This window comes from Blastopirellula retiformator (assembly GCF_007859755.1).
GTDB classification, from domain to species: Bacteria; Planctomycetota; Planctomycetia; order Pirellulales; family Pirellulaceae; genus Blastopirellula; species Blastopirellula retiformator.
This window is the reverse complement of sequence record NZ_SJPF01000001.1, coordinates 554,595-580,563: the sequence shown is the minus strand read 5'-3', so window position 1 is coordinate 580,563 and position 25,969 is coordinate 554,595. Positions and strand designations below refer to the sequence as shown.

General features: G+C 59.5%; 22 protein-coding genes. 11 read left to right on the top strand and 11 right to left on the bottom strand.

Annotated elements, in window-relative coordinates:
- Positions 1–102 precede the first annotated feature (102 nt).
- Entirely contained in the window at positions 103–495 is a 393-nt protein-coding gene (locus Enr8_RS02425; protein ID WP_146429026.1) for a hypothetical protein, read from the top strand.
- Here Enr8_RS02425 and Enr8_RS02420 read toward each other — a convergent pair.
- The 6 genes from Enr8_RS02420 to Enr8_RS02395 all read right to left on the bottom strand — a co-directional run bounded on the left by Enr8_RS02420 (position 478) and on the right by Enr8_RS02395 (position 9,632).
- A complete protein-coding gene (locus tag Enr8_RS02420; RefSeq protein ID WP_146429025.1) occupies positions 478–1,797 on the bottom strand; it encodes a glycosyltransferase family 4 protein in 1,320 nt (439 codons plus the stop codon). The genes Enr8_RS02425 and Enr8_RS02420 overlap by 18 nt on opposite strands.
- 280 nt (positions 1,798–2,077) lie before the next feature.
- A complete protein-coding gene (locus tag Enr8_RS02415) occupies positions 2,078–3,418 on the bottom strand; it encodes an ABC transporter permease (protein ID WP_146429024.1) in 1,341 nt (446 codons plus the stop codon).
- Positions 3,419–3,434: 16 nt separating this feature from the next.
- Complete coding sequence (locus Enr8_RS02410) at positions 3,435–4,154, bottom strand: ABC transporter ATP-binding protein (protein ID WP_146429023.1); 720 nt, start codon at positions 4,152–4,154, stop codon at positions 3,435–3,437.
- On the bottom strand, positions 4,151–5,851 hold the full coding sequence (locus Enr8_RS02405) for an efflux RND transporter periplasmic adaptor subunit (protein ID WP_186767393.1): 1,701 nt from the start codon (positions 5,849–5,851) through the stop codon (positions 4,151–4,153). Before Enr8_RS02405 ends, Enr8_RS02410 begins: the two co-directional genes overlap by 4 nt.
- A 511-nt stretch (positions 5,852–6,362) precedes the next feature.
- Positions 6,363–9,119: a hypothetical protein gene (locus Enr8_RS02400; RefSeq protein WP_146429021.1), complete on the bottom strand. Its 2,757-nt coding sequence runs from the start codon at positions 9,117–9,119 to the stop codon at positions 6,363–6,365.
- Between the two features lie 15 nt (positions 9,120–9,134).
- Positions 9,135–9,632 (bottom strand): MarR family winged helix-turn-helix transcriptional regulator, encoded by a 498-nt coding sequence (locus Enr8_RS02395; protein WP_146429020.1) that lies wholly within the window; start codon positions 9,630–9,632, stop codon positions 9,135–9,137.
- A gap of 478 nt (positions 9,633–10,110) precedes the next feature.
- On the opposite strand from Enr8_RS02395, the gene Enr8_RS02390 reads away from it, so the two are divergent.
- The 7 genes from Enr8_RS02390 (at position 10,111) to Enr8_RS02365 (ending at position 15,789) form a co-directional block, all read left to right on the top strand.
- Positions 10,111–11,562, top strand: coding sequence for a hypothetical protein (locus Enr8_RS02390; protein WP_146429019.1), 1,452 nt, complete (start codon positions 10,111–10,113; stop codon positions 11,560–11,562).
- Positions 11,563–11,901: 339 nt separating this feature from the next.
- A complete protein-coding gene (locus Enr8_RS02385; protein ID WP_186767392.1) occupies positions 11,902–12,930 on the top strand; it encodes a TIGR03009 domain-containing protein in 1,029 nt (342 codons plus the stop codon).
- 248 nt (positions 12,931–13,178) lie between these two features.
- On the top strand, positions 13,179–13,382 hold the full coding sequence (locus Enr8_RS02380) for a hypothetical protein (protein WP_146429017.1): 204 nt from the start codon (positions 13,179–13,181) through the stop codon (positions 13,380–13,382).
- Positions 13,383–13,485: 103 nt separating this feature from the next.
- Positions 13,486–13,626: a hypothetical protein gene (locus tag Enr8_RS25205; RefSeq protein WP_186767391.1), complete on the top strand. Its 141-nt coding sequence runs from the start codon at positions 13,486–13,488 to the stop codon at positions 13,624–13,626.
- A gap of 103 nt (positions 13,627–13,729) precedes the next feature.
- Positions 13,730–14,503, top strand: coding sequence for a cupredoxin domain-containing protein (locus Enr8_RS02375; RefSeq protein ID WP_146429016.1), 774 nt, complete (start codon positions 13,730–13,732; stop codon positions 14,501–14,503).
- A gap of 39 nt (positions 14,504–14,542) precedes the next feature.
- Complete coding sequence (locus tag Enr8_RS02370; RefSeq protein ID WP_146429015.1) at positions 14,543–15,058, top strand: hypothetical protein; 516 nt, start codon at positions 14,543–14,545, stop codon at positions 15,056–15,058.
- Positions 15,059–15,252: 194 nt separating this feature from the next.
- A complete protein-coding gene (locus Enr8_RS02365; protein ID WP_146429014.1) occupies positions 15,253–15,789 on the top strand; it encodes a hypothetical protein in 537 nt (178 codons plus the stop codon).
- On the opposite strand, the gene Enr8_RS02360 is transcribed toward Enr8_RS02365, so the two are convergent.
- Genes Enr8_RS02360 through Enr8_RS02350 form a run of 3 tightly spaced genes read right to left on the bottom strand, consistent with a single transcriptional unit; the run spans position 15,786 to position 18,214 of the window.
- Positions 15,786–16,121, bottom strand: a complete 336-nt coding sequence (locus Enr8_RS02360; protein WP_261342422.1) for an NADAR family protein — start codon at positions 16,119–16,121, stop codon at positions 15,786–15,788. The two genes, Enr8_RS02365 and Enr8_RS02360, sit on opposite strands and share 4 nt — an antisense overlap.
- Positions 16,122–16,135: 14 nt before the next feature.
- Positions 16,136–16,651 (bottom strand): hypothetical protein, encoded by a 516-nt coding sequence (locus Enr8_RS02355; protein WP_146429012.1) that lies wholly within the window; start codon positions 16,649–16,651, stop codon positions 16,136–16,138.
- A 9-nt stretch (positions 16,652–16,660) separates the two neighbouring features.
- Positions 16,661–18,214 (bottom strand): HEAT repeat domain-containing protein, encoded by a 1,554-nt coding sequence (locus Enr8_RS02350; protein WP_146429011.1) that lies wholly within the window; start codon positions 18,212–18,214, stop codon positions 16,661–16,663.
- 869 nt (positions 18,215–19,083) lie between these two features.
- Between Enr8_RS02350 and Enr8_RS02340 the strand changes: the two genes are divergently transcribed.
- A complete protein-coding gene (locus Enr8_RS02340; RefSeq protein ID WP_146429010.1) occupies positions 19,084–20,370 on the top strand; it encodes a DEAD/DEAH box helicase in 1,287 nt (428 codons plus the stop codon).
- A gap of 139 nt (positions 20,371–20,509) precedes the next feature.
- On the top strand, positions 20,510–21,733 hold the full coding sequence (locus Enr8_RS02335; RefSeq protein WP_146429009.1) for a DUF1444 family protein: 1,224 nt from the start codon (positions 20,510–20,512) through the stop codon (positions 21,731–21,733).
- A gap of 59 nt (positions 21,734–21,792) precedes the next feature.
- Here the strand turns inward: Enr8_RS02335 and Enr8_RS02330 are convergent, their stop codons facing one another.
- Both Enr8_RS02330 and Enr8_RS02325 read right to left on the bottom strand, forming a co-directional pair.
- Positions 21,793–23,187 carry a bifunctional folylpolyglutamate synthase/dihydrofolate synthase gene (locus tag Enr8_RS02330; protein WP_146429008.1) on the bottom strand — a complete coding sequence of 465 codons (1,395 nt, stop codon included), beginning with the start codon at positions 23,185–23,187 and terminating at the stop codon, positions 21,793–21,795.
- Between the two features lie 347 nt (positions 23,188–23,534).
- The gene (locus Enr8_RS02325) at positions 23,535–24,560 is read right to left on the bottom strand and encodes a DUF1559 domain-containing protein (RefSeq protein ID WP_146429007.1); all 1,026 of its coding nucleotides are present in this window, start codon (positions 24,558–24,560) and stop codon (positions 23,535–23,537) included.
- Positions 24,561–25,023: 463 nt separating this feature from the next.
- Between Enr8_RS02325 and Enr8_RS02320 the strand changes: the two genes are divergently transcribed.
- On the top strand, positions 25,024–25,950 hold the full coding sequence (locus Enr8_RS02320; protein ID WP_246119917.1) for an ABC transporter ATP-binding protein: 927 nt from the start codon (positions 25,024–25,026) through the stop codon (positions 25,948–25,950).
- Positions 25,951–25,969: the final 19 nt, after the last annotated feature.

Genomic DNA, 25,969 nt, shown 5'->3' with positions numbered 1-25,969 from the left:
ACCGATTTCCACTTCCCCTGGCGCCAGCCTGCTCTTGGGGCCTGTTTTCGCGTAAAATAGCCTGTTTGCCGCCAAGTTGCTGCGATCGGATTAGCAAGCGTCGTGTTTCATTGGGGAATGTGGATTGTGTTTGGCCTGCCAGCGATCGGCGCTGGTTTGCTGCTGATGCGCGGGCTCTATCTGGCCCTCTTCCCACCCGACCGCAAGCTGATCATCAAGGCGATCGAGTATGCCCGGCAAACGACCGGCCGCCCGGTGAAAGATATCTACAGCGGCGACTTGCGCGGCTACGACGGCCAGCGGATGTTCATCCGCGTCTTCTTCGACGACGACTCGAAGTTCGGCTCGCCGACTGGTCCACCCCGCAAGTATTACGCGGTCGATCTGGAGACAGGCGAAGTGACCGAGTCTTCGGCGAGCGCCTCGCGGCCGTTTCGGTGGGGCCCGCCTGATCCGCTCGATGCGGCAGAAGAACCGTCAGCGGGCGAGCAGTAGACGATACTCGTCAATCGTCGCCGCGGCCGCGGCATCGGCATGATACATCTGGTGCACCGCACGGCAGCCTTCCATTCCCAAACGGCGGCTCTCAGCTCGATCGGCAAGCAGCTCGGCCAACTTGGTCGCCAGCGCGGTTGCGTCTCCCGGCGGAAAAAGATGACCGCCGCCGGTCGCCGCCAACAGCTCGGGAAAAGCGCCGTGCTCTGGCTGCACGACCGGCACGCCGGAAGCGAGCGCCTCGAGCACGAACAGCCCCTTTGGCTCGCGATAGATCGTAGGCGTCGACATCACGTCGATCGAATGCAAAAACTCGACCTTGCCGTGCCGGTCGACTTCGCCCACGTAGCGATATTCGCCACCTAGCCCGGCGGCATTTAGCTTGGCGAATTGTTCTTCGGCGTATTGCTTATGCTGAGCGCCTAGATAGCCGGCGACTTTCAGCTCGGCATGCTCCATCCCCGGCATCTCGCGCAACTGCATAAACGCGTCGACCAACAGGTGCAGGCCTTTTTCGGGCGCCAGACGAGCCAAATACCCAATCGTCGGCGGGGCCTCTTCCGAAAAGGGCCGGTTCTCGGCCAGCTCAAGCGGGAAGTCGGCAATGTCGACCCCCAGCGGCACGATCCGAAACTTCTCAAGCGGAACCTGAAACCAGTCGCTCATCTTCTCGGCATAGAAACGACTAAAGACGACGAAGGCGTCGACTTGCTCGGCGATCTTGCGGATCTCGGCCAGCGATTTCGACTGATATGGCTCCGGCAGGTCTTCCAGAAAGATGTCGTCTCCTTGCAGCGTGACGACGATCGGCGAGTTGATCTTGCGGCGGATCGCGCCGATGCAACCGCCGATTAATATGTTCGAGAGATTCACGACCTGCGGCTTCACCGAATCGGCCAACCAATCGGCCAGCCGGGCCGCCTCGTTTCGTTGCTTGCCATGATCCCCCTGCAGCATCGACAACGTAAGTGCGCCAAGATTCTTGGCGCTCGTTTCGATTCCCCGCGAAGTCGCCCAGTTGATGATCCAAGGGCGATCGAGCCAACGAGTCACAAACCCCGGCAGGAAGCGATAGCCGGGGATCGACTGCTCTAGGTAGACGTTGATGCCGCCGTAAAACAGATGCTCGTCCGCGACGTTCTCTTCGTCGGTCCGAATTGGCGTGTAGGTCGGAATCAAATGAACGTCGTGACCGGCCCGATGCATCGCCCGCGCGATCGTGTTGTCGCGCATGCAACTGCCGCAAAACATCCCGGCACTACCGGCAGTGATAGAAGCGATCGTCAGCGGAGCGTCGGTCATAGGATGCGCGTCGTTTGCTGGGGATACGTTTTATTAGTAGCCCGACGCGCGAGCGAGGGAAATGCGGCCGGAAGCCAGAATGTCTAATGACTAATCACTAATGTCTAATGCCCAGAAAGCCACGTACAACCCGGTTTCGTGCTTCGGTCATTCGGACTTGATTAGGCATTAGTCATTTCTCCCAATCGCATTTCCCTCGCTCGCGCGTCGGGCGACTACCGCTCTATTGTAGACGCCGGGCCGCGGCGGGACAGTTACCCGGCTCACGGATCCCCAACGTTTAGTTGGCGCTGCGAAGCGCTTCGATCGGGTCGAGATTGGCGGCGCGGCGGGCCGGGTAGATGCCGAAGACGATTCCGACGATGACCGAAATAATGAACGCCACGGGAATCGAGATCGGCACGATGCTGGGGCGAACTTCGCGAATCGTATCGGGCAGCATGGCGATCAATTCTGGATCGTAGTTGGTCACGGCCCACCGCATAAAGTCGACTGCCGGCACACAAAACAGGCCGCCGACAATTCCGGTCAGACCGCCCACCACCGACAGCACGATCGTCTCGACCAGAAACTGCTGCACGATGTCGCGGCGCTTGGCGCCAATCGCGCGGCGAATGCCGATCTCGCGCGTCCGTTCGGTCACCGTGGCGAGCATGATGTTCATAATGCCGATACCGCCGACCAACAGCGAGATCGCCGCGATCAGCCCCATAAAGACCATGAACATCAGCCGCGTCTGCCGCGATTGCTCCAGTAGTTCCAGCGGTACGACCACCGAGATGTCTTTCGCCCGATCATGATGCGATAGCGTCGAACGAATCACGTCGGCGGTCGCCAACACGGCCGGCACGTCGAGCAGCTCTCGCTCTTTCTTGATCCGCAGCGTGATCTGATTCAGCTCGACGATTTCCCCTTCAAAGCTGCCCGAGCGGCGGGTCATCACTTGATCGCCAATCCGCTGCCACAGCGTGGTGACCGGGATATAGACGTCTTTGTTGAACTCTTGCCCCGACATGCTGCCGCCGATTGCAGCGGTCGCGGCCCGCGGCTTGAGTACTCCAACCACCGTGTAGTAGTCGGCTTCGACATGGATCGATTTGCCGATCGGATTGGAGAACCCAAACAATCGCTCCGCCACTTCGGCCGCCAGCACGCAAACGTTGTCGCGTCCCTTCACTTCGGCGTCCGAGAGAAAGTGGCCGGTTTGAATATCGAGCCGGGTCACCTCCGCGTATTCTGGCGTACAGCCCACCAATCGCCCGAACATGCTCTTCGGGCCAAAGCTGAACTCACGCCGAATCTCGCGAATCGGAATCGCCAAGTCGATCGTCGGAATCGTCTCTTGCAACAGCAGCAAGTCTTCGCGAGTCAGACCGTACGGCGTGATGCCGCGTGCGCTTTGGTTGGCCTCGGCCGGCGGTTTAACGCTGCGAACCAAGACGTTCTCGGCGCCCAGTCCTTCGATCTGCTCTTGCGCTTTCAGACTGATCCCTTCGCCGATCGCGACCAGCCAGATGACGCTCGCCACGCCGATAAAGATGCCAAGAATCGTCAGCAGCGACCGCATTGGATGCAGCAGTAAACTCTTGACGCCAAGTTTCCAGACTCGTATGCCGAGCATGCGTTATCGCTCCGCGTTAAGAGGCTGCGGCCGTCAGGGCCGAACGACGATTCTTAACTTCAAAGTCGGCGGCCATCGCGCCGTCCGACATTCGCATCACCCGCCGAGCATGTTCCGACACGTCATCTTCGTGCGTCACGATAATGATCGTGCGGCCTTCGTTGTTCAGTCGCTCAAACAGCGCCAGAATTTCTTCGGTCGTCCGTGAGTCGAGGTTGCCGGTCGGTTCGTCGGCCAAGATGTACTCGGGGTTGTTGATCAAGCTGCGGGCGACGGCGACGCGTTGTTGCTGACCGCCAGAAAGCTGCATCGGGCGGTGATCAAGTCGCCCTTTCAGGCCCACCATCAGCGCCAGTTCTTTGCAGCGACGTCGATCTTCGGCCGACACTTTGCCGCGGTAATAGAGCGGGACCTCGATGTTCTCCAGCACCGTCAGTTGCTGGATCAGGTTATAGGCCTGAAAGATGATGCCGACGCGGGAGGCCCGCATGAAGGAGAGTTCGTCATCGGTCAGCGTGCTGGTATCGCGGCCGCCCAACAAGATTCGTCCTTGCGAAGGGCGATCGAGACATCCCAGCAGGTTAAGCAGCGTGCTTTTGCCGGAACCGGACGTCCCCATGATGGCGACGTAGTCTCCTTCCGGCACGTCAAACGAAACGCCGCGCAGGGCGTGGACCGTTTCTCCCTTCAGATGATAAATCTTCCGAAGGTCCTCCACCTGCACCGCATAGTTCACTGGCCGCCTCCGGCAGCCCTTTGTCGCTCGGGCCGTCCCGTGCGGTTCGGTCGCGACGCGATGGAGGTTTCGGCTTCGGCGACTTGCTCGGCCGGGGCAGCCGCTTCCGGCTCGTCGGTCGCCGCGTTGGCGGTCGTCACTTCGGCCTCGACGTCCGCTTCAACTTCGGCTTCGCTCGAACTGGTGTCCGCAGCGGTGGTCGTCGACTTCTCGCGGCTGTTCACTTCTTCAAATCGGGCGGCGATTTTTTCGGCCGGCGTGATCGCGGCCGGCAACTCGATGCTATCGAGGAAGCCGCGGGGGTTCATCGCCACCTGGTCGCCCGGTTGCAGGCCTTTGTTGATCACGACGAAGCGGCTGTTGTTTGAGCCGATCTCAACCTGGCGAGCCTGCACGATGCCGGAAGCGTCGCGAATGAAGCAGAAGTGGGCGCCGTCTCGTTCGTAGATCGCCTGAACCGGCGCTTGCAGTTGGTTGGGGGACGACTCGACATGGATCGCGACCTGCGACGTCATCCCCGGCTTGATCTGCATCGTCGGGTTCAGCACCTTGACCGTCACCGCGTACTTCTTGACCGTCGAAGACATCCAGTGCCCCGGCGTTGGGTATTCGTTGACGCGGATCACTTCGCCCATCAACTGCAGATTGTCGTAAGCGTCCAGCTTGATCGTCGCCGGCATGCCCTTTTCGATCAACGCGATGCGCGATTCGTTGACGTCGCAAACGACTTGCATCGCTTCGTAGTCGGGCAAGCGGATCAAAGTCTGGCGTTCGCGCACTTCGGCGCCCGGCTCCAGGACGAAGTCGCTGGAATCGCGACCGCTGGAAACGTTGGCGTAAACGACCTGGCCGTTTTGCGGCGCACGAACTTCGCACGCGGCGATCTGCTCTTCGAAGAAGCGGAGCATTTTGTTTTCCAGGCCCAGCTTTTCTTTGGCCGCTTCCAGGTCGGCTTCAGCAACCTTGATATCGCTATCCAGCTCTTTGATCTTCTTTTCTTTGGTGTACTCCTGCAGCACCTTCTTTTTGGTCTGCGCTTTTTCGAGCTCGATCTTCGCCTTCTTCAAAGCAAACTGATCCCCTTGAAGCTGCAGCGAGGTCACATACCCTTTGGCGGCGAGTCGACCGCTGTAAAGCAGATACTCTTCGGCGCGGCGGACGTTCTCTTCGGCCAGGGTGATTTCGCTCTCGATCTCGTTCATTTCTTCCATGAACGTACCGAGGACATATTCGTTCATCGCGATTTGCGCGGCGGCCAACTCGTTCTCAGCCTTCGATAGCGACGCAATCGATTGCGTCACGTCCATCTGCTGCAGGGTCAGCTCTTCTTCCAGCGCCGACGAATCGAGCCGCACCAGTAGATCCCCTTGCTTGACGGCGGAACCTTCGCCAACCGCCCACAAGATCTCGAACGATTTGGTGGTGCGGTAACTGCGAACTTCCGACTTCACTTCGACGTTCGAGGCGCTTTCCACCTGGCCGCGCTCCACCACATCGTGCAGAAAGGCTCCCCGCTCGATCGTGTGGAACAGCTCGTTCGACGCAACCACACCTTTGGCGCTCGGATAGTTCCAGTAGAACGCCGCGCCGACGATGACGCTAACGATCGCCAGTGAGGCAACCACCAATCGCGTCGTCGATCCTCGACGACCGTTGGCCGAGACCCCCAGCGAATGAACAGTGTTATGTCCTGTCATCATATGCTCGCAGGGTGGGTCGCACGCGTGCTTGCATGCGAAGTGGTGGGATAGAGGCGGGGCGAAACGCATCAAAGCGAATCGTCCTGAATTGTAGCCAACAAAAAGGGGTAAGTCACCCACAAATGTCGACCGTTAAACCTCTCCTTTGCGCACATGTTTTGCTAGCGACAACCGTGCCGCTGCTGTATCTAACCCCTAAACAGCTCAAGAGTTTCGCATTGTGGGGGACTTTTTCGGTGGGCTATTTCACTTAGCTGCCTGTTGAAAAATGCCCTCGTGGCATTTTTCAACCGCGCCAGGCTTAGAGCATAGCTCTTCGCGGCTCCCAAAATAACGACTTACGTCGTTATTTTGGGATCGAATCCGTGCGATCACGCAGTCCGTCGAGAAAATCAACGGACTGTTAGCAAGTCAAATTCGGCCGATAAGGGCGGAACTGACGGTCATTCAAAGGAAATTTGAGATTCTGCCGAGGATCCACGCAATATCACCCCTCTCCTGCTTGGCGCTATTTCGCCTCGGGGGGAGGAATCACGTCGTCCAAAATGCCATCATCGAGCGGCGCCAGCGGGGGACGCAACTCCATCGGCAATACTTCCAAGTCATCGGGGCTGTCGAGATCTTCGCCAGGCTCCGGCGTATCAATCATCTCGCCATCGTCGCCACTGAGATGATGCGAGCGCGTTTTCCACGACTCCAGATCAAGCGGGCCCGGATCGATCCAGATGCCGCGATTGTCCAGTTGCATCGTCCCCATATCGAGGTCGAGACTTCGCCGCAACACTTCGTAGTTAACCGCCACCCCCAGGAAGTCGTTCTGGGCGCTCAATAAACTATCCAGCGCGTTGATCAAGTCGCGGGCGGTCGACGAGTCGAAACGCTGTTGATCTTGGTTGGGCTTCGACGGCTCTTGCAGACGAAGCTGCGTCCGCTCGACCTGCGAGATCGCCACTTGCACGGCGGCGCGACGCAGCTCGAAGTTGATCTTGTTCACGTCGATAGTACGAATCGTATCGCGGAGCCCGCGCGAGACGAGATCGCGGAACTCGTAGTATTGCCGGCGCGTTCGTTCGTAAGCGATCTGCGACTCGCGATAGTTGTTCCGTTCGATCAGTCGCGTGACCGGGGCGTCCCACTGCAGGCCAACGCGAAGCCGCCCATTGTCGGAGTTGAACTTCACCGGGTTGCTGCCTACGTTGCCGATGTCGCCCGAGAAGACGACGTCGAGATCGGCTTCCAGGTCATTGGCGAAGAAGCCGATTTGGCGCCACGAGTCGACCAACGCCGCTTGGGCGTTCATCCAGTCGCGACGATTCGCCCGCGCGATCTCGAGCGCCTCTTCCGCCGAAATATCAACTTCGGTCAGCGTGATCGATTCGGTCCGGGCCCGGGCCTGGACCAGCGACAATCCCAGCACGTCGGAGATCAAAGCCGAAATCTCGCTCGGCGCTTGACCGAAGACATCGATTTGCGCCCGCTTAAACAACTCTTTCGGCGCCAGGCTGGGCGCGTCGGCCTGCAGTTGCTCGAGGCCGGCGATCAGCTTGTCGAGCGTCTCGCCATGCAGCGCAAAGTCCGCTTCCAGATCGGCCTGAATCGCTTCCAGCTGCCCCGGCAGACGGGTCAACCGCCCGGTGCTGAGCACGCCGTTGGTGACCGACTCTTGCGAGGTCGGCTGACCATTTTGCGTTCCATACTCGGCCAGTTGCCGCTGAATGTCTTCCAATTCGGCCACGCGCCGCGGCAGCATTTCTCGCAGACCGTCAACGTCCTCGGCGACCAGCGGCGCGAACTCTCCGGTAACGCGCCCTCGCAACGTTTGGATCTGACGCAGCATCTCCACGATGCTAGCGAAGGTCGCCTGCGTTTCGGCGTCCCAGACCAATTCCGGTTCCAGCTGCTGCAGCGGATCGAGCTGAGCGCCGGTCGGATCGGGCAACATGCCGATAATCGACTCGCCCAGCTCAATCTGCAGATCCGTTAGCTGGTTTTGGAGAGAGGTAAACGCAGGCTCAATCAAGTTGAACTGGTTGAAGAAGGGATCGACGTCCATCGAGACCGGCAACTCCGGCGGCAAACCGAGATTGATCTTGTACAGATCCAAACGGTTGGCGAACGACGCCCGGTTGGACAGCAGTGAGCTTTGCTCGCGGAAGAGCGCTTGCCGGGTTAGCTCTACTTGGAAGGAGTCGATCCGGCCCGCTTCAAAGTACGATTCAAGCTGGGTCAAACTGCTCCGCAAGCCGGCGATGTTCGCCTCTTGGTTGCGAATGTTCTGTTCGGTCTGTAACAGTCCCATGTAACCGCCGGCCGAGAAGGAACCTGCCGCGCCAATACTCGGAAAACCAACGCCCCCGGCCGATGGCCCCGGTCCCGCCGAACGCCCGGCGACGATCTCCAGATAGAAACCGCGTTCGAAACGTTCCATCTGCCGCACGTTGGCCAACAAGTCGCGTTCCGACTGAGTCAATTGTTCCAGCACGACCCGTCTTCCGCCGCCGCGCAACAGCGGCTGCACCAGCGAGAAGTCGATCAGTGAGTTGACCGAATGGGTATTGGGGCCTGAGAATTCCCAGACCAGTTGGTTCGCAAACCCGACGACCATCTCGCCGCCCGACGCGAACAGCTTTTCCATCTGGATACCGCGGGTGTTGGCCTGCAGTTCGCTCGACGAGTTCACGCCGCTCCGCTGTGGACCATCGGCGGTAAAGATCGTTTCGTACCCGCCAAAAAACTGGGCGTCAAAGCGGAACCGCTGAAAACTGACGTCCAGCGCCGAGAGATACAAGTCTTCCAGCTCGGTCTGGTAATCACGCGAGTTGATCCGCGCCAGTTCGACCACCCGATCGTCATTCAGCGTCAGCGTCCCGTCCGAGTTCATCGGCAAATAAGCGAGCCAGGCCCGGTTTTCCGCCGAGTCGATCACGCCGTTTTTGGTCCATTTCTGGTAGTTCTTCTTGCCGTCGACAAAGTACATCAGTTCGTTTGAAGCGGGATCGTCAAGCGGCTGCGGCGGGAAGTCCTCGGAGTAAGGATCAAACATCCGCGACTCGGGACTGGGATAGACCGAATAGTCGGGAAGCGCCCAGCGGGGGTCGCTCGCCTTCTGCTGAATCAGGTGATAGGCGTCGGCGTCCGCCTGCTCGTGATAAAAACCGCGCGTTCGAAAGCAGCCGGCGACCAAGACAAGCGACGCCAGACCAACGACCAGCGTTTTCACGCCGCCGCGAGCTTTGGGTCGCTTCAATTCTGGAAGGAGCTTCATGACAACATTTCCGGTTTAGGCTGCGCGCTCAGCCGCGGGGGTAGTTAGCGTTGGGGTAGCGGAAGGAGCGTCTTGCAACTGCGCCGCGTGACGCAGCGCTTCGGCGGCCAGCGGACCGCAGTCGGTCGCCTCGTCCATCTCGCCCCAATGGGTGGCGATTGCGGCGCCGGCCGCTTGAACGACGGCGACGCCTGATTCAGTCAGACGCCATTGCTGGCGGCGCCGGTCGTGGGGGTCACGCTGGGCGTCGATCCACTCGCGCTTGCGGAGGCGTTCGACGATCGAGCTGATCTGCGCCGGCGAGACCGCCAGCCGATCAGCCAACTCACGCTGCGATGGCGGATTGGTCGTCGCCTCGTAGGCGGCCAGCACCAGAAACTCGTTCTCGCTTAACGGGGCGTCGGCCAGCGCTTCAGCCAGCGCGCGACGGACCAGGCGGTCGAGCCGACCGGTCGATTCGGCCAAGCGAACGAAGATGCGCCAGCGACTTGCGGCGGTTTGTTCGGCATCCATGCCGTTGCGTCTCCCAATGGAACTCCCGCAGGCGGCCCCGATCCTGCGACATTTCGGTTTGCATGAATCATTCCGGATGAAACGATTCCCTGAGGGGATGATTCGTCCGCCGAAGCGTCGCCACTTGAATCATTCAGGCTGAAATCGTCTGCGGCCTCTACCGAAGCCGCCGGCGGCTGTGACCATCGCCAAACCACTCCAATGAGGGAAACGCGGGGTAATGTTTGCCGAATTCGCCGGCGCCTGGCGACGGAAGTGCTATTTTAGAAAGAGGTTAGGAAACCTAGACGGCACAGACAAACTTGACTGCCCATTTTTCCTAGTCTATTATCGACCCATCTTATGCGCCCTCGATTTCCGCAGATTTTGCGCGTCGAGGTCGACATACGAATTAAACTAGAGGGACTCGTCACCTTTTGACGGCGTCGCTTGCGATCCCCCAATAGGCTTTCTCCTCCGCTCGAGCCAAAGATCTGACATGACCATTTTCTACATCGTGATCGCGGTGCTGGTGCTGCTGTTTGGGATCTTGTCGTATCTCAACTTCCAGACTTGGCACATCGTCACCGTGCTAGCGACGTTCGCCGCGTTCTTTGCCGCGTTTGCGTTCATGGTGCTCAGTGCGCTGGTTCTGAAGACGCAAGCCGCCTGGCGAGCCGACTATCAAAATAAGACCGAGATGCACGCTCGACTCGAAGCGGAAGTGAAAGCGCTGGAAGTTGGCGTCGCCATCAACGAACTGACCGGTCAGATCGTCTCCCGCAATGATCCCTATTCCTCGATCCTGTCGGCCAACGCCGAGCTGAAGCGAGTGCTTCACAATCGCGGTCGCGTCTGGCGCGGTTGCCAGGTTGGCGCCCTCGCCCAGAACTCGATCGAACTAGTGATGCCGCCCCGTCAGGCCGACCCGACCAATCCCCAGGCGCCTGCGCCGTCGCAAGATCGTTCGCTCGCCGTCGATACGGTGGTCTACGCGTTCCGCGAACAGCCGCAGCAAAATGGGGTCGTTCTGCCGGGCGTCTATCTGGGCGAATTTATCGTCACGATGACCAATTTCCCGAACATCACGCTAGAGCCCGCGTTGCCGATGTCGCCGCAACAGGCCCAGTTGATCAATAGCGGCGGAAACTGGACGATCTACGATCAAATGCCAACCGACAACCGCGAGATCTATGCCGACCTGGAACCGGCCGAGATCGGTCGGATCATCTCCAGCACCTTCACCTGGGGCGGCGGCGATCCGGCGATCGCGGCGGCTTTGCAGCAGCAATTTGTCCGGAGCGGCAAAGCGGCCAATCCGAACGACCCGCCGGCTACGGTCTGGAAACGGGTTACCTTCCTGAAGGACCACTCGGTCGACGTCGACTCCGATTCGGACGTCAGCGGCCCGCGAGAAAACTTTGAGTCGGCCACCGGCCTGGCGGTCGCCCCTGAACTGAAACAAGGCGCCGCGACCGAATTCAAGCAAGGCGACGCGACGATCCTCGATGCGTCGACCGCCGCCGACCTTTCGGCCGATGGGACCGTGAAGATCGAAGAAGACGTCTATCTGCGTCCGCTACACGACTTCAGCAGCGAGTTCCGCTTCGCTTTCTCGATGCTCAATAGCGTGAATGATCAGATCAAGTCGTATCAGACCGAAATCAACCTGACCGACGCGCAGATCACCCGTACCCAGGAAGTGACCAAGCGTCGCGATGACCTGGGCATGTCGCTCGACAACGACCTGAACAACGTCACCAAAGAGCTGGAGCAAATCTCGGCATTCAACGACAAGATGGACGCCCATCTAAAGGCGGTCCTGGCCGAAGTGAGCCGCACCTATCGCTCGGTCCAAACCTTGCGAGAAGCGCTGGTCGAAACCCAGGAAAAGCAAAAGGCCGACATCGACAAGCGACTGACCGTCGACCAACAGCAAACGACGCTGTAGTTCTAAATAACCGGCGCCATGGCCACGGCCTTGCGTGGCCATGATTATGGCGTGCCAGAAACTCGGCGGCATCTGCGCAACCGAGTCCACCAACAGGCTACGCCTCCGCCTGTTGGCAGCACGCACGCATTGCCGCGCCGTGGCAATAACGCCCAAGCAAATGCTATCATCTCCCCCAAAGGCCCCTCGCCAGAGGCGAAATCTGCTCTAGGTCTCCCTTGCCTGGCCTGATAGACTAGCCGGCTGCGGAAGCCTCTCCCCCGATGCGCCTTCCGCGTCGCAGCGACAGGGATGTTCGTTGTGACCGCAAACAAACATGTGCACGTTGGTACGCCTCGAATGAAGAACGGAATCTTCGCCGCCGCGGCCCTGGCCTTGGTCCAATTCACCGTCGCCGCCCAGGCTCAAGCTCCCTTCATCCCGTCTAATCAAGTCGCCCCGCAGCGCACTGCACCGCCTCCGCAGATGCCGACGCCGCAATGGGTCGCCGAGATGACTCCCCAGCACTCGAAGTACTTGGACGAGATTCTCGGCTATTGGGAATTTCGCAGCAACAAAGTGCAACAGTACGAATGCCAGTTCAACCGCTGGGAGTACGACTCGGTCTTTGGACCGCCGCAAGATCATAAGACGTTCGCCGTCGGCGAGCTGAAATATGAGAACCCCGACAAGGGAAGCTTCCAGCTGTCGGAACTACGCGAATACCGCGCTCCAGCCCAACCGGGACAAGCGCCGACCTACGAACCGATCCCCGGCGACTTCCTCGAACACTGGGTCTGCGACGGCAAGGCGATCTTCGAGTTCAACGCTCCGAAGAAGCAGCTGATCGAACGCCAGCTACCGCCCGAGCAACAAGGGCAAGCGATCAAACATGGTCCTCTCCCTTTCATGTTTGGTGCCAACAAAGAAGAGATCAAAGCCCGCTATTGGCTGCGCGTGACCACGCCGCCGGGCAACGACAAAGAGTATTGGATCGAAGCCTGGCCAAAGTACCTCGAAGATTCGCAGAACTTCCACCATGTCGAAATCGTGATCGATCAGGCCGAGTTCCTGCCGTTCGCGATCCAAGTCTTCGATCGCAACTGGAACCCCTACGCTCAACCGCCGGTCCATACCCGCACCGCGTACGAGTTCAAGAATCGCAAGACCTTCTCACAAGGAGACTTCGCTCTGAACGTGCAGCAGCTGAACCTGTTCCGCCGCGCGTTCTACGAACCAACTCTACCGTCAGGCTGGCAAAAGGTGGTCGAGAAACCAGCCATCGCCGCCGGGGCCGTGCAAAACCAATTCGGCCGCCAACAACCGCGCGGCGTACAAAACGGCGTGCTGGGCTTGGCCCCCAATAACAACCAAAACGGCGTACGTTAGGCTGCAAACACTAGCCCGCCGCGCAAACGCAGGAATGCGGTTGGCCTGAATGGCGAATGCTGAATCAAATTCAAGAGACCGAATGACGAGTTGCTCGTCGTTCGGTCTTTTTTTGTTAGCTCTTTCGACGCCCTACCGGAACGAGCACAGGAACTTGGCCAAATGCTTGCGTGCCACCTCCGTTCCCCTAGAGTAAAGAGTAAACGCGCATCGCCACTGCTCGTTCGCCACGTTCGTGCGAGTCGCCCGTGTCCTTCTCCCTTCGCGAACTGCTGCTGCTCGCTTTGCTGATCGTTGCGTTGGTGGGCCATGGAAATTGGCGTACGTTCGCGATCGGCTTTGTGGCAGCCGCAACTTGGTACGCGACGATCACTTGGCTTGGTCGCGATACCGAACTGAATCCATGGAAAGGCCAGTTGCTGACGACCAACGCCATGGGGGCCGCTCCATAATGCGATCAACGAAACAACGTGGGTCGATGTTTTCACTGGCCAACCCGTTTCCGCCCCACCTCCGGGATCCGCTGGCGGAGGTTTTGGCGCAGCTGGCAGCGGCGTGGCGCGACAATCGCACGACATCACCCTGTTCACCCGAACTGGGCATGTTCTCTTCACGCTTCTGTTTGGCTACCTCGGCGGCAAGTTCGCGGTCTACAGCGAACGCCGTAGTCGGCAGCCCACAACTGCAGAGACGTAGTCGTAGGCGACCAAAAAAGTTTGCCGCCGCACTTTCGCTCCGGTAAATTGGCGTCGCAGCCCTCCCCTTCTTCACGCCGATCCGAATTGCTCAAGGAGCCCCCATGCCTATTCGCAAGCTGCTGCTGACGTTGTCGCTGGTGGTGATCGCATCGACTCCCGCTCAGGCCCAATGGGGCTCGCTGACCGGCAAGTTTATCGTCGAAGGAAAGGCGCCGCCGCCAGAGCGGTTGGAAGTCACCAAAGACAAAGCGGTGTGCGGCAAGAATCCGATCTTTTCCGAGAAACTGGTCGTCGGTCCGAAGGGGGAACTGCGAGACGTCGCGGTGTGGATCACGCCGGCCCGGCGTAAATCGGCGCCTGATCCGCATCCCGACTATTTGAAGCTGGCGACCCAGCCAATCAACGTCGATAACCTGGCCTGCGTCTACAAGCCGCACATGGAAGTGGTCTGGAAAAAGCGTCCGGTTCACTTCCGCAATCTCGATCCAATCGCCCACAACTTCAGCGTCACCGGATTCAACACGACGTTCAACGTGGTTGTCCCGCCCAATGGCGCCCATGTCGAAACGTTCAAGGAGGAAGAAAAAGCCCCGGTGCCGGCCGCCTGCACGATTCATCCCTGGATGAAATCGCTTATTCTGGTTCGCGACTCTCCCTATGCGGCGGCCAGCGGCGAAGACGGAACCTTCACGATCGAAAACCTGCCGGCCAGCAAGTGGGACTTTTCTTTCTGGCACGAATCGACAGGATATCTAGAAGATCTGAAGATCGGCGACGAAGAGACCGACCGCAAAGGTCAGTGCGAAATTAAAATTGAAGATGGCAAGACGACCGATCTGGGCGTCATCGTCATCCAGGCCGCCGACTTGAAGTAAGTCGTCCGCCCCAGAAACTGCAACCTTGAGTACGCTCCCATGGAAATGCCCCCGCAAGTCCAAGCGCTGATCGACGCCATCTCGGCTCTGCCAGGCGTCGCCGGCTGCTTTTGCTATCCCAAACCGCTGATGGACGTCAGCCCTGACGACCTTTCGCTGCCGGGCGAGTTCGGCGATCTGCCGCAAGTCGCCATTCGCCGCACCGGCGGCGGCCAGGCCGACGAAGTGCTGCTACAGATCGAGATCATCTTCGACCGTTCGGCCGGCGCCTGGCTGAGCCTGGAGTTTCTCGCCTGGTGGGTGCGCGACTGGGCGCGGGGCGGTCAACCGATTCAAATGCGGCCAATGGCGCTACCGCCCAAGGCGTACGAAATTCAACTGGGGCGCACGCTGAAGTTCTTCATCGAGTACTTCGTGATCGAAGAAGACGATAATTACGCCAAGACGCTGGGGATTGCGAGTGAGATCGCCGAGTCGATCGCGTCGTGTGCTGAAGAATACGCTGAATGCTTCGCCAATCCGGCCGAGTTTACCGGGGATGTCGAGAACATCTAGCAGTCCGTTGATTTTCTCGACGGACTGCGTGATCGCAGGGATGCGCTCGCAAAATAGCGACGTAAGTCGTTATTTTGCGAGCCGCGAAGAGCTATGCTCTGAGCCTGGCGAGGTTGGAAAATGCCACGAGGGCATTTTTCAACAGGCAGCTAGCTTGTCGACTGCCGCAAACTTCACCCTCCGCAAGATTTGTTATGCCGTTTACGCCGTTTCACATGGGTCCTGGGATCGCCATCAAAGCGGCGTCGCAGGGGAGCTTCAGCCTGATGGTGTTCGGCTGGTCGCAGATCATCATGGATCTGCAGCCGCTGATCGCTTTGACGACTGGCCAGGGGCACCTCCACGGCTTTTCGCACACTTACGTCGGAGCGACGTTGCTGATGATCGTTTCGGCGGTCTCTGGCAAATACCTGGGAGAATTCGGTCTGCGGGTGTTGCGAATCTTCTCGCCTGGCGATGCAATCTCGTGGCGAGTCGCCTTTCTGTCGGCTGCGATCGGCTGCTACAGCCATGTGTTGCTCGACAGCGTGATGCACGCCGACATGGCGCCCTTCTATCCGCTGAGCGACGCTAACCCTCTACTGCGGCTTGTCTCGGTTCGGATGCTGCATGTCTTTTGCGTCTACAGCGGACTGGTCGGGGGCGGCGTCTACTTCTGGCTGCAGTTTCGGCATCGCAAGGCGATTCCGCAGCAAGGCAAACGCGACGCGATCGCCTTCAAGCGCCCTTAAGCTTCCTCGCGCAGCTTCGCCCGGACTTCCATCAACAGCCGCCCCAGCATGTTTTTACCGCGACCGTCGCCCCAGTAGTCGTCTCGCTCGGTGTGCTCGATGATCTTCGCTTCGCCGGTTCCCAAAAGCAGCGCCCGCAGATCGTCATGCTGGCGGAATTTCGCCAACAACGCCTCGCGCATCACGTTCACCTTCGCCGATTCCCAGTCGCGGCGGAGCGTTCGCTTTCGACCGCGTCCCATCCGGGCGGCGATCATCGGCGAGTTCGCCTTGCGGATCGGCTCGGCCATCGCACTTTCCCCTCTTCCCGACTCACTGTGCTGTGCGACCAGACACGACCGCGCCGCTACGGTTCGCGTTTTGCCGGCGTCGGCTGTTGCTTCGGCTCGATCGCAGGGGATGGCGCCGGCGCAGTTTCGTCGTCTTCGCCACAGTTGCAGTCGCCGGTCGGTTCCGGCCGCGGGGTAGGATGCAGATCGACTTCCAGGTCATCCCCTTCTCCCTGGTCATCAACGCCATTGGGGCCGCGACTGCGGAGCATCCAGGTCGACTCGCTCCGTTTCTCGAGAATCAACTCTCGCCCCCAGCCGTCGCGAGTCGTTCGCAACAGCAATTCGCTCTCAGGGGCAAATTCGCCTCCCAGGCTCTGCAGCGTATCGACCAGCTGCAGTAGCGTGTCGCCGCGTACCCGATCATCGGCGTCGCGGTAGACCTCGGAGTTGAACTTCATTTGCCGCAGCGCCAGGGCGGTCAGCTCCTCGGCTTCCCGATCGGTCAGGCGAGCGGGCGTCGACGCCGTCATCAGGCCAACCACCGCCAGGCTGACGACAACGAGGACGGCGATCAGGACCAAGTATTTCATCCGCTCGCTCTATATCCCGTAGGTGTTGGGATTGAAGCTGGCCAGAAACTCGCGCCCCTTGTGCATCATGTAGGCTTCGTGCGGGCCGATCGGGCGATCGGTACCTTCGCCGCTATAAAACGTGGTCGTTCGCAGGTCAGCAACCGCCACGCCGGCGATGCCGTCCGCGCGGCGAACCACCGCGACCAGGCGCACGTCGCCAAAGAAGTAGCCGAGCTTGATCACCTGGATGACCTGGTACCCTTCCGACTGCAGCCGCTGGGTCAGCGAATCGGCAAGCTGCTTCTGAGCGTCCTGCCATTCGGGCGGTTCTGACTCAAACACGTCCTGGTGCTCGGCCTGCCAGCCGGCGAAGGCGGCGTAAGCGTCTTCCGGCTTCCACGGGGTCAGATCGGCGGCAAAGCTATGCGTCAGCGGGCCAACCACGCCCAGCGACTGAAAACTGCCGGCCGGCATGTGATAAGCGTACCGAAATAGGTAGCAGGTCTGCGGATCATCATAGCCGGGCCAAGAGAGCTCGCGCTCATCGACCAACTCGATCTCATGCGGCGGCAGGCCAAACTGGGTATCTTGCGACAGCCAGAGGGCGAGTTCCCCTTCCGCCCGGGCGACCGGCGACTTCCACTCAGGCTCGATCGACTCAAGCCCGTTGATCTCTTCGGCGAACTTTAGAGCTCGCAAGCGAACGACCGGATGCTTGGCCATCTCGGCAAGATGTTTGGTTCCGTCTTCAACCCCCAAGCGAGCCAGCGCGGCGGCCGCTTCGCACTGCAGCTGACGATGGCTCAGCTCAAGCACCTGGTTAAGCTTGCCGATGGCGTTCTTCTCGCCGATCAGCGCCAGCGCGTCGCACAGGGCGACCGCCATGGCGACCCCTTCGGAGACCTGCGTCCGCAACAGCTGCAGTTTCTCTGGCGTCAGCTCGGCGTTTTCTTCCAGCTGCCCCAGCCGCGTCGTGATCCCGCCCAGCAGTTCGATCAGCTGATTGCTGATCTCAGCGGCGGGGTGCTGCTGCAAACGTCCGGAGCGAAACAGGAAGTTCGACAAGTCCAACACCAAAGCGGCGACGCTGATGTGCTGCAAGGCGGCCAACAGCCGGGGATAGAGGGCCTCGGCATTGAAATCGCCTACCCTCAATAGGGGCGCAAATCCGACGGCGGCGGCCGCGGTGCGGGTCGGCGGATCGTCGGCGATTAGATCGGCGAACTCTTGGAGCGCCTCAATCGTGCCGTTGGCGGTTAGCCATGGGAGCAGCAAATGGCGCAACGGATGATCATCGCCCCAGTGACGATAAAGAGCGGCAATCCGCGGAATCAGCTCCTCAGGCAGTTCAGGATCGTCGCGCAGCCGTATCGTGATCAGGTTGAGCGCGGCGTCGAGGGTCGAGCGGCGCTGCGGCGTCAACTCTCCTTCCAGGTGCTCCAGGGCATGAAAGATGGCGACGATTTCAAGCTCGTCAGCGACCGCGATCCAATGAAAACGATGAGGATCGGCGCTGCCGGGACCAGCATCAGGAAGCGCTGCGGAGAGGTGCAAGAGGAAATCGTTAAGACGGTCCGACATGAATGCTGCGAGGGGAAAACGATACGAACAACGGGAGTCAGTCCTGTAGTGTAGTTGGATCTGGTTTTGGCTTCGACCACCGAAAGCGCGGGTTGTGATGCGGCTTGTTCGATCAAAGTTGGACGTTGTAGGTCTCTTCGCAACATTTTTCTGAACAATTCGCAATCCAAGTACGATACTTCACCTTGACGAAAAAGCTGCGAAATTGACTCAATGCGCGGACACGATATTGTGACGCGTCAAGTCGAATCGCAAACTGCACGAGCGATCGCCAAGTTTGAAGACGCGCCACTTCGTCGCGAAGCAGATTTCCTCAAGACGATTTATCGAATCCGAGGCGCCGTAGGACGGACGGCCAAGACGCCAACTGCCGGCCGCTTCGATTCGTTTTTTGAACTTCGAATTGCTCCCCCTACCTAGCGCCCAAGGAGCAGTTCACTACAGAAGATGGGCGCTACCACTTGAGGAGCCATGGAGATGGTAACCAAGAAGAAAGCTGCACCGAAGAAGGTCGCCACCAAATAGGTCGCCAAGAAATCGCCGAAGAAAACCGCCAAGAAGGCCCCGAAGAAGGCGAAAGCCGCTCCGGCCACCCCGCCTAACGCACCTGCGTTTGGCTTCGCTGCGGCCCCTAGGGGCCGCACTGCATCAAGCAGCTCCCCACCCGGGAATGCCCGTTACGACGAGACAGGCTGGGCCGCTACCCCGCTTTTCAGCGAGGTTACGGCTCGGCCTATTTTTTTGCGCTTCAACGACTTACGGCCGTTACCGCCAGATTTGCCGATTGTCGCTAGCGACCAACTGGGGTATCTTAGAGGGCTTATATTTTAAGCCCGCAGCCCTTGACAGTAGAGCTTCCCTTGTCCCAGATGGCTGATATCAAGTACGCCGACATGGCACTGTCGGCCGAAATGAAAGCCGCACTCGAAGCGGCCCGCTACGTCCAACCCTCCCCGATCCAGGCCGCCATCATCCCTCTCGCCTTGGAGGGAAAAGACGTACTCGGCCAGGCTCGCACCGGTACCGGCAAGACCGCCGCGTTCGGCATTCCGATCATTGAAGGCCTGGAGCATGGACCGCAATCGCGCAACCCTCAGGCCCTGATCCTGACCCCCACCCGCGAATTGGCGGTTCAAGTCCGTGATGAAATCGCCAAGCTCACCCACGGCCAACGGATCAATGTGGTCGCCATCTATGGCGGCAAACCGCTTCGCACGCAAATTGAAAAGCTGAAGCGGGCCCCGCACATTGTGGTGGGGACTCCCGGCCGCGTGATCGACCTGATGACACGCCGCGCCCTTAATCTGGAGGTGCTGCGGACCGTCGTATTGGACGAAGCGGACCGTATGCTCGACATCGGCTTCCGTCCTGATATCGAGAAGATCCTTCGGCGCTGCCCTGAAGGCCGCCAGACGCTGCTGCTGAGTGCGACCGTTCCGCCGTCGATCGAAAAGCTGGCCCAGCGGTACATGCACAACCCCGAGAAGGTCGACTTCTCCCCCACCAACATCTCGGCCGAGACGATCGAGCAGCGGTACTTCACCGTCGATCAATCGAAGAAGTTTGATCTGCTGGTCGAGTTGCTCCGTCGTGAGCAACCGCAAAAGTCGATCGTCTTCTGCCGCACCAAGCGAGGGACCGAGCGGATTACGCAGCGGCTCTCGAAGAAGACCAAGCTGGTCCACTGCATCCATGGCGACATGCAGCAAGGCGCTCGCAACCGGGCCCTGACCGACTTCAAAGCGAGCAAATTTCGCGTGCTGGTCGCCACCGACGTCGTTGGCCGCGGCATCGACATCTCCGACGTCTCGCACATCATCAACTACGACATCCCCGAATACTCCGACGACTACGTCCACCGCGTCGGCCGCACCGGCCGCATGGGCAAAGAAGGGATTGCGTTCACCTTCGTCACGCCCGAAGAGGGGAACGAACTGACGCGGATCGAAATTCGGATCGACAAGCTGTTGATCCGCGACGAGATCCCCGGCTTCACCCCGTACGAGCGAACCGACGTCGATACCGGCCCTGGTCCAGCCGCCACCGTGATTGGCCCTGACGGCGAGAAGGAAGTCGGCAAGGTGGTCGAAGAGCCGAAGGACGAGCCGCCCAAGAGCCTCAAAAGTCGCGGCAAGCGATACCGCCGCGCTCTGTAGACCAGCGGCGCCACGATTTTCATCCGCCGCAGCCGATTTCTTGCAATCGCCTGCGGCAAAGCCGAAACTACCAAGACGACGGGATGGATGGTCAAACGTCATCGGCGACGTTTGACCTCAAGGTGCAGGAGCTTTCGGCATGGGCATGTTCGACTTTTTGTTTGGTCCTTCCAAGCAGGATCGGTTCGCCCAATCGCTGATCGATCGCATCCGCCAGGCGGGCGAAACAAAGGAAATCGTCTTCCACAAAGAAGAGTTCCAGCTGCGGTTCTACGAGGATGGCGAAGAAGCGGGCATCGCCAATCTGAACAACCTCTATGCCGAATACTGCAGCATCGCCAAGGTCGATCGCGACGAGTTCCTCTCTCAGGCGACCCGGGCCCTCCTCTCTTACCGCAAAGAAGTCCCCGAAGATTTTGAAGACGCCCGGCATGACGTTCGCCCGGTGGTCCGCAGCAAAGCCTACTTCGAGATGCTCCGGCTGGAGCAATATTTTCGGGGCGGCACTCCGCTCAATCTCCCCTACGTCGAGATCGGCCAACACCTGCTAGCAGCGCCGGTCTACGATTTGCCCGAATCGATCCGAGCCATCGACCAGGAGTTGCTCGATACGTGGAGCGTCAGCCTGTATGAGGTGATGGAGATCGCCCGGCAAAACCTGGAAGACGCCGAGTTCGTCGTTGGCGTGGTGGGCGAGAAGCTATACGCACTGGCCAGCGGCGACAGTTATGACGCCGCCAGGATGCTGCTGGTCGACCACATCACTGAGTTCAATCTGGAAGGCGCCCCGATCGCAGTCGCCCCCAATCGCGACTCGCTGATCATCGTCGGCAGCGACGATGACGATGGCCTGGCGATGATGCTCGATCTGATCGAGCAATCGATCTCCGACCCGCGGCCGGTCAGCGCGATCCCGGTTCGGCTGGTCGACGGCGAGTGGGAAACGTGGCTCCCAGAGCCCTCACACCCGCTCTATGGCCGCTTTCGCGAGTTTCAGGTCCAGTCGCTGCTCGGCGAATACGAAGAGCAGAAAGCGATGCTGGAAGGGGTCTTCGAGGAAACGGGAACCGATATCTTCGTCGCCTCCTACACGGCGATCCAGCGCAACGAGTCAGGCGAGATCGTCACCTACTGCGTCTGGACCCGCGACGTGAACGGCCTGCTGCCGAAGACCGACTTCGTCCTGTTCGGCGATCCCGGCCGCCTAGGAACGGTCGCCTCGGCAAGCTGGGACAAGGTCGAATCAATCGTCGGCGATCTGATGGAAGACCTGGAAACCTACCCGCCGCGGTATCGCGTGTCGGAGTTCCCCAGCGCCGAGCAGCTGGAAAAGCTGGGGCATGACGACCGGATTAGTGCGTAGCCGGATTGTGGCTCGACACGAACTCGAGACATGGGCCAAACGAAAGCGATGGGGCGGCGTCACTCACCGCGAAAGAAGCGACGGAACTCGCCGGCGATAAAGAACGACCCCGCCACGCACAGCAGATCGTTTTCGCCCGATGCGGCGATTGCGTCGGCGAACGCCTGTTGCGGGTCATCGACCAGATGGCGAATCACGCTGCGGCGTCCGGTTGGCAGCTGTACCGCCGCCGCTTCTAGTTGGGCCGGACCAATCGCGCGGGGATTGGTGGCGTAGCGGGTAAACCAGACTTCGTCGAAGTGGGGCAAGACCAACCGCAGGATCTCGCGATACTCTTTGTCGCTCGAAAGGGCGAGGACCAAGCGGCGGCGTTCGACCGGCAAATCGCTTAGCACTTCGATCAGCGCGGTAATCGAAGCGTCGTTGTGGGCCGCGTCGACGTAGACGACCGGCTGGTCCGCCAGGCGTTCGATTCGACCAGGCAACTGGGCAATCGACAATCCATTTCGGATCGCCTCTTCGCTGACCGCAAAGCCGCGCGACTCGAGCGTCTTGGCGATCATCACCGCGACGCCGGCGTTCCGCATTTGATGCTTGCCTGGCATCTGGCAGGCCAAGTTGGTGAGCGAACCGCTTTGCTCTCCCAGTCGCCAAGTCAGGTCAAACGTGCTCTGTCCGGTTGGCTGGACCACAAAGTCGCGGCCGATCTCGATCAATCGAGCTGCATTCTGCGCAGCGATCCGCTGGATCACAGCGGCCGGCTCGGGTTGCTCGACGCCGGAGACGACCGGCGTTTCGCTCTTGATGATCCCCGCCTTCTCGCCAGCGATCTCGGGCAGCGTATCGCCCAATAGCGCCATGTGATCGCGACTGATCGTGGTAATCACCGAAACGAGCGGACGGCAAATGTTGGTCGAGTCGAGCCGGCCTCCCAGCCCCACTTCCAGAATCGCCGCATCGACGCCGCTGCGGACGAAGTGCAGCAGCGCCATCGCGGTGGTGATCTCGAAATAGGTCGGACCATCCCCGTCGCGCTCGGCGTCGATCTGCACCACGACGGGCGCGATCGCCCGCATCAGCTGGGTGACGTCTTCGGCGGCACAGGGAACTCGATTGACGGCGAAACGTTCTTCCAGACGCTCAAGATGGGGCGAACTGAACAGCCCGACCTGGTTGCCGGCCGCTTCCAGAATCGCGCTCAGCACGGTCGCCGTCGAACCTTTTCCTTTGGTCCCCGCGATGTGGACGATTTTCAGCTGATCGACCAAGTTGCCGAGCAGCTCATCCAACCGCCGCATCCGGGCGAGGTGAAACTGCGGGCTCCGGTACGGGATGAACGCCGAGCGTTCGTAGTTGATGCGACCCATCAGAAAGCCGATCGCCTCGTCATACGAACCAATCTCAGGAGTCGCCAATTCGACGCCTTCCGGCGATGCTGCGGGTTTTCCGTCCATTCGTTTGAGTTTACTTGCCCGGCCGGAATATGTCGTTGGGATGAGACCACAGAAGTGGCGCCAAGAAACAAAAAAGCCGGTTCGGCTGCGGGAGGCCTGAACCGGCGAGGATCTCAAACGGAGGTCTGTCGGAGAGTGCGGAGAGACGCTACTTCGGGAAGGGTTCACGTCCAGGATTCTGCCAGATCAGTAATGCACAAGCCGTGCCGAAACGACTGGCAATCTCCACGATTCGACCGATCTCTTTACGAAACAACCACTTACGACAAACAGACCGAACTCACCTCTGCCGCTTGTTTGTAATTTTTGCACTTGTCTAGCGATTCGCTTTGTAATCGTTGCAGCCGTTACAACGCGCTACGGTCGATTACCTCTCCCCCAGCTCGGGTCGAGAGATTTCGCCATGTATCGAGATCGATCGTGTCGGAAACCCGCGAGACCGAGCCATCCATGAACGACACGTTAACGACGCCAGGGTGAAAACTACGAGCCGTCACCGCAGCGACCGTCGGCGCCTGACTGGTCGCGGTAACCCGGCTTTCTCGATTGTTGGTGAAATCGAGCGACTGCCGCTTGCCGTTGCTATCGACAAACTGCGTATTGGGGGGGAAGAACGTGGTGAAGCCGCTGTGGTGAGCGTGGCCGTCGACCCATTCGGTATGTCCCGAATCGCGCGTCGTGCTGTCGACGACGCCATCCATGTAGGTCTGCATGTCGCTGAGCGTCGGCATCGTCTTGTCGCTGTAGGTCTCGGTATCGCGGTCATACAGCGTAAAGGCATGCGCCTCGGCAAAAGCGAGCGTATTGCTGGTCCCGTCGGTGATCGACGCCATGTTGGTGCATTTCTCGACCGTAAAGCCCCCTTCGCCCCCTTTTGCGCCATCCCAGACGACCCAGCGTCCTTGATTGACGACGTAATTGAGCGGGTAATGCTGCGGATCGCCACTGCCATCCAGACGAGTCTGGTCGTTGATTTCGGACGGGCATAACAGGGCGTCGACGCGCAGCGCCGGCAGCCGTCGGCTGTCGGAACCGAAGACGAGCCCGGCATGCGTACCGGTCAGGTATTCGTTGTAGGGAACATGGAACTCGATCGCGTTTTGCAACGAAACCTGCTCGATGTAGGGCAACAGTCGAGCCTGAATCGACCATCCGCCCGAGCTTTCCCGGGTCATCGGGAATCGCAAAAACGTATCGTGGTAGTTGTGCGAAGCGAGCGTCAGCTGCTTCATGTTATTGGTACACGACATCCGCCGAGCCGCTTCGCGAGCCTGCTGAACCGCAGGCAACAACAGAGCGATCAAGACGCCGATAATGGCGATCACAACCAGCAGCTCTACCAGGGTAAAGCCTTTGCCTGCCAACTTCTTCATTCCTCAGCACCACGCAATTGAAAAAACATTATTGAAATTGAGAACTTATCTCACCACATGGGTGAGATTATGTATCAATAGTGGTGACGGGTCAATCAGGACCCATCCCCCCAAAGAAACGGACACAGTTGGCAAGACAAGTAACCCATACAGGCTGCAGGAACGGGCGAATCGGGACAAATCAAAGAAGATCGAGTGAAACCTGGAGGGCGAGGAACCTCGTTTCCTTGCGACTGGCCCTCCGCCCATCTATAGTCAACCTTTTACGTCTTCCCCTTTTATCTTCCCCGGACAGGGGCGGAAAAATGGAAAAGACGCGGCGAACGATTGCCAGGGTTGATGCGTAGCGATGTTGTAGAGCTAGCTCTGCTGTCGCTTGCACGCGGCGTCATTCACATCCGATATTTCCTTCTCGCTTCTCCAATTTGGCAGGTTTAGCTCCTCTATGGCGACGACCGAGACCATGGACTCTGCGGCAGCTTCGTCCGCAGCCTCCAATGAAATCGTTATCGAAACTCGTAATCTCACCAAGGTTTACCGCGATTTCTGGGGACGCCAAAAAGTCCGCGCGCTCAAGGCGCTCGACTTGGAAGTGCGTCGTGGCGAAATCTTCGGTCTGCTCGGACCGAACGGTTCCGGCAAGTCGACCACAATGAAGCTGCTGCTGGGACTTCTCTTCCCGACTAGCGGTCAGGCCCTCGTCTTTGGCGAAGACCCATCGAAGGTGAGCATCAAAGAGCGAATCGGCTACCTGCCGGAAGAATCGTATCTCTATCGCTTCCTCAGCGCTCGCGAAACGCTCGAATTCTACGGCCGCCTGTTCGACATGCCGGCTTCGGTCCGTCACGAACGGGTCGACAAGCTGATCGACATGGTCGGCCTGAAGTGGGCCGAACGTCGTCAGCTGAAAGAATATTCCAAAGGTATGACCCGCCGCATCGGTCTCGCTCAGGCGCTGATCAATGACCCGGAACTGATTTTCCTCGACGAACCGACGACCGGTCTCGATCCGCTCGGCATTCGCGAGATGAAGGACCTGATCCTGCGACTGCGGTCGGAGGGCAAAACGGTTCTGGTCACCAGCCACCAGTTGGCCGACTTGCAGGACGTCGCCGATCGTATCGCGATCTTGCATCAGGGCGAACTGAAAGAAATGGGCCGCGTCGACGCGTTGCTCAAAGTCCGCGACGAAACGCAGATCCGCACCCGCGGCCTATCGGAAGCGGCCAAGGAAGAGATTCGCCAGGTGATCCAGCGTCACGAGGCCGAACTGATCGACATCGAGAATCCGACGACCACGTTGGAAGAACTGTTCCTCAGCATCGTCCGCGACAGCGAAGCCCGACCGGGTCGTCGCGCTCGCGTCGATCGGGACGATTCGGACAGCTAGTTCAGGAACTTCGTGGGAA

What these genes read in the sequence shown, in the direction of transcription:
- Enr8_RS02420 (WP_146429025.1), bottom strand. Translation starts at nt 1,797, where the DNA reads ATGACCGACGCTCCGCTGACGATCGCTTCTATCACTGCCGGTAGTGCC.
- Enr8_RS02415 (WP_146429024.1), bottom strand. Translation starts at nt 3,418, where the DNA reads ATGCTCGGCATACGAGTCTGGAAACTTGGCGTCAAGAGTTTACTGCTG.
- Enr8_RS02405 (WP_186767393.1), bottom strand. Translation starts at nt 5,851, where the DNA reads ATGACAGGACATAACACTGTTCATTCGCTGGGGGTCTCGGCCAACGGT.
- Enr8_RS02400 (WP_146429021.1), bottom strand. Translation starts at nt 9,119, where the DNA reads ATGAAGCTCCTTCCAGAATTGAAGCGACCCAAAGCTCGCGGCGGCGTG.
- Enr8_RS02395 (WP_146429020.1), bottom strand. Translation starts at nt 9,632, where the DNA reads ATGGATGCCGAACAAACCGCCGCAAGTCGCTGGCGCATCTTCGTTCGC.
- Enr8_RS02390 (WP_146429019.1), top strand. Translation starts at nt 10,111, where the DNA reads ATGACCATTTTCTACATCGTGATCGCGGTGCTGGTGCTGCTGTTTGGG.
- Enr8_RS02385 (WP_186767392.1), top strand. Translation starts at nt 11,902, where the DNA reads ATGAAGAACGGAATCTTCGCCGCCGCGGCCCTGGCCTTGGTCCAATTC.
- Enr8_RS02375 (WP_146429016.1), top strand. Translation starts at nt 13,730, where the DNA reads ATGCCTATTCGCAAGCTGCTGCTGACGTTGTCGCTGGTGGTGATCGCA.
- Enr8_RS02370 (WP_146429015.1), top strand. Translation starts at nt 14,543, where the DNA reads ATGGAAATGCCCCCGCAAGTCCAAGCGCTGATCGACGCCATCTCGGCT.
- Enr8_RS02365 (WP_146429014.1), top strand. Translation starts at nt 15,253, where the DNA reads ATGCCGTTTACGCCGTTTCACATGGGTCCTGGGATCGCCATCAAAGCG.
- Enr8_RS02355 (WP_146429012.1), bottom strand. Translation starts at nt 16,651, where the DNA reads ATGAAATACTTGGTCCTGATCGCCGTCCTCGTTGTCGTCAGCCTGGCG.
- Enr8_RS02350 (WP_146429011.1), bottom strand. Translation starts at nt 18,214, where the DNA reads ATGTCGGACCGTCTTAACGATTTCCTCTTGCACCTCTCCGCAGCGCTT.
- Enr8_RS02340 (WP_146429010.1), top strand. Translation starts at nt 19,084, where the DNA reads ATGGCTGATATCAAGTACGCCGACATGGCACTGTCGGCCGAAATGAAA.
- Enr8_RS02335 (WP_146429009.1), top strand. Translation starts at nt 20,510, where the DNA reads ATGGGCATGTTCGACTTTTTGTTTGGTCCTTCCAAGCAGGATCGGTTC.
- Enr8_RS02330 (WP_146429008.1), bottom strand. Translation starts at nt 23,187, where the DNA reads ATGGACGGAAAACCCGCAGCATCGCCGGAAGGCGTCGAATTGGCGACT.
- Enr8_RS02325 (WP_146429007.1), bottom strand. Translation starts at nt 24,560, where the DNA reads ATGAAGAAGTTGGCAGGCAAAGGCTTTACCCTGGTAGAGCTGCTGGTT.
- Enr8_RS02320 (WP_246119917.1), top strand. Translation starts at nt 25,024, where the DNA reads ATGGACTCTGCGGCAGCTTCGTCCGCAGCCTCCAATGAAATCGTTATC.